Annotated in this window: 4 protein-coding genes; all 4 read left to right on the top strand. The window is 38.1% G+C overall.

From position 1 onward, the window contains the following. Positions 1-94 precede the first annotated feature (94 nt). Genes J7J33_06455 through J7J33_06440 form a run of 4 tightly spaced genes read left to right on the top strand, consistent with a single transcriptional unit; the run spans position 95 to position 10,234 of the window. Positions 95-6,121: a copper amine oxidase N-terminal domain-containing protein gene (locus J7J33_06455; GenBank protein ID MCD6168918.1), complete on the top strand. Its 6,027-nt coding sequence runs from the start codon at positions 95-97 to the stop codon at positions 6,119-6,121. Between the two features lie 36 nt (positions 6,122-6,157). Then, positions 6,158-8,275, top strand: a complete 2,118-nt coding sequence (locus J7J33_06450; protein ID MCD6168917.1) for a hypothetical protein — start codon at positions 6,158-6,160, stop codon at positions 8,273-8,275. Then, on the top strand, positions 8,272-9,312 hold the full coding sequence (locus J7J33_06445; protein ID MCD6168916.1) for a transporter substrate-binding domain-containing protein: 1,041 nt from the start codon (positions 8,272-8,274) through the stop codon (positions 9,310-9,312). The genes J7J33_06450 and J7J33_06445 overlap by 4 nt, the downstream gene beginning before the upstream one ends. Continuing rightward, entirely contained in the window at positions 9,293-10,234 is a 942-nt protein-coding gene (locus J7J33_06440) for a peptidoglycan DD-metalloendopeptidase family protein (protein MCD6168915.1), read from the top strand. The genes J7J33_06445 and J7J33_06440 overlap by 20 nt, the downstream gene beginning before the upstream one ends. Positions 10,235-10,311: the final 77 nt, after the last annotated feature.

Here is a 10,311-nt window from a genome sequence, read left to right as displayed (position 1 = left end):
AGATATTCAATTTTTAATTTCAGAGAATTCCAATTTATCCAACTCAAGAATAACTTTAAATCTTCCTGTACTTAATGCGAACCAGTGGTACTTTTTGGTTTTAGACATACCAGGCTCTTCTTCATATAGGGATAAAGTTCTTTCATTTGGTTTTAAATACAACAGAGATTATTTTGGAACCAATGATGGAGAAATTTATATTGATGAAATGTTCTTAGGACCAGCAATAAAACCAACAATAAATGGTCAGAATATAACGGTAAGGCTGCTTTCAGTTTATAAGGATAGCAGAATAATAATAAAATACAAGAATGTTACTGCTCCCTCTACTGAGGGAGTGTATACATTTACTACAAAGTCAAGAAAAGAATCCGGCGAGACACTTGCTGATATAAGCTCTTCTCCAAAAGTTACTGTTTTATCAACCGCATACAAATTAGTCTTTAAGCAAGTAGTTTCCTCTATTACAGCAGGCCAATGGTCTACAAATACTTTTAAAATAGAGAGACAAGATTCTTCAGGGAATCCTGTAACAACTGGTACAATAACAGTTAAACTTTCAACAAATTCTCCATATGGAAAAGGAAAGTTTAGTTTAAGTGCTGGTGGTTCATCAATAACAACTCTTACAATTCATTCTGGTTCTTCTGAGACCTCTCCATTTTATTATTACGATGAAACATCTGGTGAATGGACGATAACTGCTTCTTCAACAGGACTCGTTTCTGCCACAACCACTATAACTGTAAATCCAGCAGCGCAATCAAAATTTGTTATTACTTTACCTGGGCAAACATTTGAAAATGGGAAGGGAAATAGTGGAACACCATCTGGACAAAATGCTGGTTCTTTGTTTGAGGTAAAGATAAGAGCGTGTGATGATTTTAACAATATAGTAACAAGTTATAGTGGCAATAAAACTTTAGATTTTAGTGGTCCTCATTGTTGTGATTCCACCAATAAACCTCAATATAATGGAGTGGAGGCTGACTGTGCTACAACTAAAGCGACTGTTAGTGTTAATTTTACAAATGGAATTTCTGATGTTATTAAAGTAATTTTGTATAAAGCTGAAACGACATCCATACATGTTGAAGATGGAACTTATACAGGGGATTCCTCAACATTTATAGTCAATGGAGGTCCTTTAAAATCCTTTGAATTAGAATTTCCAGATGTTTCGACCAAAGTTGCTGGACAATCTTTTCCTCTTGTTATCAAAGCAAGAGATGATTATGGTAATCTAACAAAGTTTAGTGGCACTCTTGATATATCACTTGTTGATGGAACGACACACCTTCCTCTATCTTCCCCTCCATCCCCACTCATTTCACCTTCCTTAGTCAGTTTTAATAATGAAATTTCTAAAACTTTACAAGTAACAATATATAAATCCTACGATGGTGCTTCAATAAAAGTCCAGAATCACAATGGAGTTGAGGTAGCTTATTCTGATCCTATAGATATATGGCATGGAAGCCTGGATCATTTTAGATTCTCAGATATGCCTCCCTATGTTGTTTATGATGTCTATTTCCCTGTAACTATCTATGCAGAGGATCAGTGGAGCAATCTTATTGATGATACAGCAGGTGCAACACCTTATACAGGAACCGTTAAATTGAGTTGTTCTCTTGGAATAGATAAGATTTATCCTACAAGTGTGAGTTTTAACGATGCTGATCCTACTGATGGAAAAGTTACACAGTTAATAGAGATAACATTCCCATCCACATCAGTTACAATTACTGCACGAGATACAGTTTTAAATAAGAGTGGTACATCTACTCCATTTCCAGTGTATGGAGACCTTGAATATTATGAATTTGATAATATTGCTCCCCAAGTTTCAGATCTTGCTTTCAACATAAAAATTTTGGCAAAAGATATGGTTGGAAATTTACTTTTAAATGAAACAGGGGAGATAGACCTCGTTGCTGAAGCAGAAGATGGAACCCCTTTGACTATTACGCCAAATAATGTAACACCAACAAATGGGGTATGGGAGGGTGATGTTACCATAACTCCTGCAAATCCAAAGGTAAGAATTGTTGCAAGAAACCATACAGATTCGACAATAGTTGGTTACTCAAACTGGTTTAGTTTGTCTCAAAGCCAGCCAGCTTTCTTCATCTTTGATCCAATCCCATCTCCTCAAATTGCGGAGCAATCTTTCCCTGTTCACATAACAGCTGTGGATGTTTATGGATCAAAGGTTATAAACTTTAACTCAGCTGTAAATCTCTCTGCATCTACAGGTCCTGGTACAGTTTCTCCCTCAACCATTGTGTTCCTTAATGGTGAATGGAATGGAAATGTAACTTTGTATCTTCCAAATCCAGCAGTAACACTTACAGTTTACGATCCAATTTCTGGAGCAAGTGGTGTTTCAAATACATTCCAGGTAACTGGTGGAGTTGAAAGTTTCATCTTTTCATCCATATCCTCCCCGCAGTATAGAAACGAAAATTTCTTTATAACCATAAGTGCTGTTGATGTGAATGGTGATATTGTAACGGGATTCAATGGAACTGTGAATCTATCTTCAAGTGCGGGAACAATTACTCCATCCACAGTTACATTCACAGCAGGTATGTGGAATGGGAATGTAAAGATAAATGGAGAAGGACAGAATGTTAGAATTACAGCTATGTATTCTGGAAAAGTTGGCGTTTCTGATCCATTTACAATATTACCCTTCTCTCAGCTTGTATTTGAACCAGCTATATCCACTCCTCAGTATGTTGATACTCCATTTACAATAACTGTGAAGGCAAAAACTCCATCAGGTTCTCTTGCTCCATGGAGTGGAACAGTTTCCCTCTCCTGCTCATTAGGAAATGATAAAATTGATAAGACAAGTCTTACCATTACAAATGGAACTGGATCAACTGATGTAAAGATATTTGAAAGGGCTACAAGCGTTACTCTAACTGCCACAGCAACAGTCTATGGAACAACAATTTCAGGAACATCAAATCCATTTGAGGTAAAGGAAGGAAACAAACTCGTCTTTATTACAGAGGAACAGGTTGTTCCCATTGATACTCCATCCAGCGAGATAACTGTACAGGTTCAGGATCAGGATGGAAATCCTGTAAATGTTCCAACAGATACAACTGTAAATCTTACCTCCAACTCACCAACAGGAAGATTCTCAAAGGATAAATCAACTTGGAGCACCTCCAATTCATACACAGTGACAATCCATTCTGGTGAAAATCAGGTCACGTTCTATTACAAGGATACATCTCCTGGTGTTCATACCTTAACTGCTTCAGCCACAGGACTTAGAACTGGTACTCAGGATATAAGGATATCTGTGGATGGAAGTGGTGAATGCACCATTACTCCAGATACTGCCTTTGTAAGGGAGACAGGTAAAGACTTCACTTTGATATTTAAATCAAAGGCAAGTATGAATGGAGGAGAGATTCAAATTATAATACCAACACAATTTTCAGAGCCACAGAAGACATCTCCTGGTGGTGAGGGTTATGTATCTGTTACCTCTGGAACAGGTGTAACCATTGGAACATGGACAATTTCAGGATACACAATAAATATTCCAATTAATATAATGCCAAAGGATAGACAAATCACCATAAAGTACAACAATGTTTCATGTCCAGATACAACTGGTGATTATGTCTTTGATGTAAAGACCCGTGGACCTGAGGGAAGTTTTGCATCCATTGAGAATCCACCAAAGGTAACAATTACACAAACCTCAGTATCTAATGTAAAGGTTTCACTTTCTCCCACATCTGCTGGTGCTATTGGTGAGTACACAATAACATTTACTACATCCCCTGTTGGTCATCTCCTTATGGGCTCTGATCAGATAATTATAAAATTCCCATCAGGAACAGAGGTTCCTGGAGTTATTGATGCCGCTTCGGTAACTGTAAATACAATAAATCCAACATCTCCTCCAGCAGTTGATCCAAACAAGAGAGAGGTAACGATAATAACACCTGTTGATATTGGTGATAATTCAGAGGTAAGTGTTAAATTCTTACCAACTGCAAAGATAAAGAATCCCACAACAACAGGTTCCAACTATCAGGTGGAGGTTTGGACAACAAATGATCCTGTAAAGAAACTATCTGCAAAGTATAACATAACTGCAAGAACTGGAGTTATGAACGGAAGAGTAACCCTTGACCCTCCAAGGGCAAACTCAAGTTCAAATATAACCATTTCCTTTAAGATAAGTAATCCTCTTGTAAAGAATGCTCACACAATAACACTTGTATTCCCATCCGGTTTTGATATTCCTCCATCCATTGGAGCATCCCTCATCACTGTTGGAGGAAGCCCCCTTGTCGATGATCCAGATGTAAATTCTGGAACAAGAACAATAACAATGGTTGTTCCAAGAGATTTCTCAAGTGGTGCCAATGTTGAGGTGGTAATTAGTAAAGATGCAGGAATTGTGAATCCACCAAAGGCAGGGAAGTATAAGTTAACCATATATACATCACAGGATAATCAACCAGTGGATACTGCTCCATTTGACATAATCAAAGAATCTCAGATAAAGGAAGTTTTAGCCTCTGTGGATCCACCAACTGTGGGTAAAATTGCAAGATGGGAGATAACATTTAAGACAGGAACCCTTGGAGGAATATCCACTGGTGGAAAGATATGGGTAGAGTTTCCAAACGGAACAGTTGTTCCACCATCCATACCCAATGGAACAGTTACCGTGGATGGAGTAGCTGCAGTTACTCAAAGGGTTCTCTCATTAAAGATAGAGATAACTTCACCAAAGGATATACTTCCAAATTCCACAGTTAAGATTGTAATTACAAAGGATGCAGGAGTTAAGAACCCCACATCTCCTTCATCCACATACAAGGTAAAGGTTTCAACAACGGCTGAAAAGACACCTGTTGAATCTGCTCCATTCACTATTTATCAGCCACCTGTCTCAAAGTTAAAGATCTCTCCAGATAAACCAGATGGTCTCTCAGGATACTACATAACAAAACCGACAATAACCATTTCTGCATCAAGTAACTATGATCCTTCTCCAAAGATTTACTATCACTGGGACAGTGGACATGATAATCTATATTCAGGTCCAATTACCCCTCCTGAGGGAGTTCACAAGCTTTACTACCATGCTGAGGATAGGTTTGGAAATGTTGAGGATGAGCATGTAAGAGAGTTTAAGGTGGATACAAAACCACCTGTGATTAGTCTTGTTCAACCTGAGGATGGAAGTTATGTAAAGGATAAACAGGTGAAAGTTGTAATTTCATCTCCTGAGACTCTCCTTGATGCAAAGATAAATGGAAAGAAGATGATAAAGGGAACTCAGGGAAGGTGGAGTTTAACAGTAACTGTAAGTGAGGGAGAGAACAATTTTGTTGTGAAGGCAAGGGATCTTGCAGGAAATGAAGCGGAAATATCCTTCACAGTTTATCTTGATACAACACCACCAGAGGTTAAGATTGTTTCACCAAAGACAGGTGGACTTGTTACTACAAGAAGTGTAACTGTTATAGGAGAGACTGATCCCAACTCAAAGGTTCATGTAAAGGTGAGTGCAATTACAGGTATTATCTATGAAGATGATACATTCTCCGATAAAAATGGAAAATTCCAGTTTACTTTAACAAAACTTCCTCCAGGATTTATAGGGATTACAGCTATTGCAACAGACCCTGCAGGTAATGAAGGGAAGGCAATATCCAACTTTGTTCATAAGGAAACAATTCTTTTATGGATAGGAAAACCTGAGGCAATGATTGACAATGAAAAGACCTATGTTGATCCCGGTAATAAAAATGTTGTTCCATTCATTCTCCCTCCAGGTAGAACGATGGTTCCAATTAGATTCATTTCTGAAGCCTTTGGTGCAACAGTGGGATGGGACGGAGCTACAAGAACAGTTACCATTGTTTGGGGTTCAACAACCATAAAGCTCACCATCGGTGTCTATACTGCAAAGATAAATGATAAGACTGTTAAACTTGATGCACCACCAATAATAAGAGAGGATAGAACCTTTGTTCCAATTAGATTCATTTCTGAAGCCTTTGGTGCACAGGTTCTTTGGGATGGAACTGAAAGAAAGGTAACTATAATATATCCACCTTCAGGGAGTTAGGAGTATCCTAACTCCCTTTAATATAAAGGAGGAGACATGAAGAAAATTGTTTTAAGTGTGTTAGTGATTTTACTTGCTATAGGCTATTTTTCAGGGACAGTTTCTGCAAGTAATTTATATCAGGTAAAGGTTACACCTAAGGTCTTTGGAGTGGACAATCTTATAAACAACATGGATGCCAAGTGGGATATTGTTATTGATAACAGTGGAGGTAATTTGCTTATCTCTGGGGATAGAATTTACATAGAGTTCCCATCAGGTTTTGATTTAACATACGCAAGGTTTGTCTCCTTAACCCCCATAACTGCTTCTGGCATATCTGCATCTGGTAGTGGAGTGGTAGCATCTGGAACACAGATGATAATACCTGTTACCTCAAATCAAACCTCTCTTGGTTCATTCAAGATAAGTATTGAAGGAGTGCATAATCCAGCAACACCTTCAGGCACTTACATGGTAAGGGTATGGACTACAACATCCACAGGTATAACCCTTGATGGACCAACATACTCAAATCCATTCCTTGTAGTTTCAAGCTCTTATAGCTACAATCCACCATACTATCCTCCCACATACCCTTATGTATCAAGGGTGGTTATAACTCCTCAATATGTGAATCTTTCAGTTGGTGCATCTAGGCTTTTCACAGCACAAGCTTATGATTCATACGGAAATCCAATGTATGGAGTAACCTATGTATGGAGCGTCCTTCCAGGAACAGGAAATGGAACTATTACCTCAAATGGATACTTCACCTTAACATCTCCAGGGACTGTAACAATAAAATGTGAGGTTTTGGGATATGGAATTGTTGGATATGCATATGTAAACTCTTACTATCCCTATCCATATCCTCCATATTATCCCTACTATGTTAATAAAGTGGAGATTAGTCCATCATCAGTTAGTATGATTCCTGGAGATACACAAGTTTTCACAGCACAGGCATACGACGCTTATGGTTATCCATTGAATGTAACAAACTATGTATGGACTGTAACTCCTGTTACTGCTGGAACCTTTTATGTGTCTTCTGATACTAAAACTTTGACATTCACACTCTCCCCTTATTCAGGAGTGGTTACAATCTCCTGCCGTGTGGATGGAAGTGGAATAGTAGGTTATGCTTATATAAATGCCTATACCCCATCTTATACTGATACCATAGTTATTACTCCTCATGATGTCTATGTTTCTCCTTCTAATCCATATCAAACCTTTGTGGCACAAGGTTATGATTCCTCTGGAAATCCTCTGTCAGGTGTTACCTATACATGGAGCTTGAATCCTGTTAGTGCTGGAACCATGAGTGTTAACCCAACAGATACAAGTCAAGCTACATTCACCCTTAACCCTGCCTTTTCAGGAACTGCAGTTGTCTCATGCACAACAAGTTATGGGACTCCATCTAAAACAATATATGGCTCAAGCTATATTCATACATCCTACTCACCTCCTTATCCACCATACCCTCCTGCATCTCAGCTTGTCATTACACCTCAAACAACAACCATGAGCATTGGTGAAACAAAGAGTTTCGCTGCTCAAGCCTATGATTCATGTGGAAATCCAATTTATGGAGTTTCCTATGTCTGGACTGTAATTTCTGGAAATGGCTACATAACTCCAACTGGAAGTTCAAAAACAATATACTTTACCCTATCCTCAGGGACAAGTGCAACACTCAAATGCGAAGTTCCCTCTCTTGGATATGTTGCCTATGCCTACATAAATACATACTTCCCACCATCACCTCCTGTTTCAGGAGTAACGGTATCACCCTATCCGCCGAAGGCAGGATATACTGCATCCTATTTTATTTCCTTTAATCTTTCGCCATCTACCTCTCTTTCAACAGGAGACTGGATAATGATAACATTCCCTGTTGGAACATCTCTTCCATCTGTAATTTCACCTTCAAATGTAAGTATAAATTCCACTCCATTAACCTCTTATCCAATAATCTATCTCTCATCAAGGTCAATACTTCTATACACACCAATCCCTATTGTTTCAGGTGGAAGGGTAGATATATCCTTCTCCTATTTCTGTAATATAAGAAATCCATCAACCCCTGGAACATACACCCTGTCTGTATCAACAAGTAAATCTCCAACCCCGGTGATGTCAAATCCATACACAATTAATCCGTGAAGAAGTTAATCCTTCCTATTATAATTATGACCCTCCTCCTTTCCTCATGCGGAAGGGAGGAGGTTATAATAAAGGGAAGAGTAAGGGATGATTCAGGTTCCCCTATAGAGGGAGTTAAAGTTGAGATAGAGGATCTGGGAATTTCCCAGTTTACAGATAGTAGTGGAAATTTTTTATTTAAAGACTCATTTGAAGAAAAGACATACACCCTTAAATTTGAGAAGAAAGGGTATAAGACTCTAACAAAGAAGATTGATGCTATAAAGGGTGAGAATAATGTAAATATAACTCTTATGCATTGCACACTTGAGAGAATTTTAAAGAAAAAGGTGTTTGTTGTTGGGATGGATCTTAATAACAAGCCTTTTTCTTTTATAGAGTGTTCAGATAAGCATGGGTTTGATGTGGATTTGATAAAAGAGATAGGAAAGAGAATATCAGCATCTCCATTTATTATTAATGTTCCAGAGAATGAACTTCTTATGGCACTTAAAGATGGAGATATAGATGTTGCTATTTCCTCTCTTGAAGTTAAGGACATAGACGGAGTCTCTTTTTCCACTCCTTATTTCATTGATGGTTACAGTATCGTGATAAGGAAGAGGGAGTGGAGAATAAAGACAGGCAGTGATTTAAAGGGGAAGGTTGTAGAGATTACAGATAAGAGGATTTTAAAGAGGATAAAGGAACTATTCCCTGGAATTAAAAGGGTTGAATATGAAGAGAATATCGAGAGGGCGATGGCTGATCTTGATAAGGTTTTTGTGGATGCAGTTGTTTCTCCATACTCCCTTGCTGCCTATTATTGCAATAGATACAAGAAGGTGAAGATGATTGATTATCTCTTTGGTGAGAAAAAATATGTAATTGCAGTGAGAAGTTCTGATAAGGAATTGTTAGAAAAAATAGACGAAATCCTTTTAGAAATGGTTAAGGACGGGAGCTACAATAAAATTTTCTCAAAATGGTTTTATCCACTTGACAGCACCAGTATAGTATCTTATAATAAGAAAAGAAATGAACAAGAAGAAAGATAAAGAGTTCTCTCTTATAATAGTACCAAACGGAAGGGGAAAGGTTAAACTTTTAAAATTCAATACAACCCATTTGTATGTATTCCTCTTATTGATAGTTGCATTCTTAATCGTCACATCATTTATATTCGTTGATTATGGTAGGACAAAAAATGCCCTTTATGCATTAAAGGCAAAGAACCTTAGCACTCTATCGGAGGTTAAGAGTAAAGAGATAGAGCTTCTTCAGAAGGAGGTTGCAGAGCAATCGGCAAAGATAGACGCCTTTGAAGAATACATAGCCTATCTATCTTCCCTCGGATTGGAAGTTAAGAAGATGGCTATGATACCTGGTGTACCTGTTAGTGTTGAGGAACTATTTCAACAGAAGAAAAAGGAAATTGCCTATACATTGGAGGGTGCAGAAGCTAAAGTTGTAGAAAATCAGATTAAGATAAAAGGCCTTGAAGATAAGGCAAAGAATTTAGAGATGTCACTTTCTGCTTTAAAAGAGGCACTTAAGGAGTACAATGATATTTTAGATCATACACCAAACATATGGCCTGTTGTTGGTCCCATTGAGTCGGATTTTGGCTGGAGAACCCATCCAGTCTATAAAACACCAGATTACCATACCGGTGTGGATATAGATGCTGTTGAAGGTACCCCTATTAGAGCGGCAGCATCTGGTGTTGTTATACTCTCTGGATGGAATGGCGGGTATGGAATAGAAGTGGAGATAGTTCATAGAAAGGGATTATCTACAGTATATGGTCATCTCTTAAAATCCCTTGTGAAACCGGGGCAGAAAGTAAAGAAGGGGGAAATAATAGGATATGTTGGAATGACAGGAGTCGCAACTGATCCTCATCTTCACTACGAAGTGAGGGTCAACGGATTGCCAGTGGATCCAAAACCATATCTTCCAGGAGCATCAAACCCATAAAACAAATTTTAATAAGGACACTCCTTTTGGATAAAAAAACAAACCTCAAGAAACTTACTTTAATCCTCCCAAAAAGG

The organism is Caldisericia bacterium, from assembly GCA_021158845.1.
Lineage (GTDB): Bacteria > Caldisericota > Caldisericia > B22-G15 > B22-G15 > B22-G15.
Note: the sequence above shows the minus strand (reverse complement) of the source record. Positions and strands in the feature narration are given on the sequence as shown.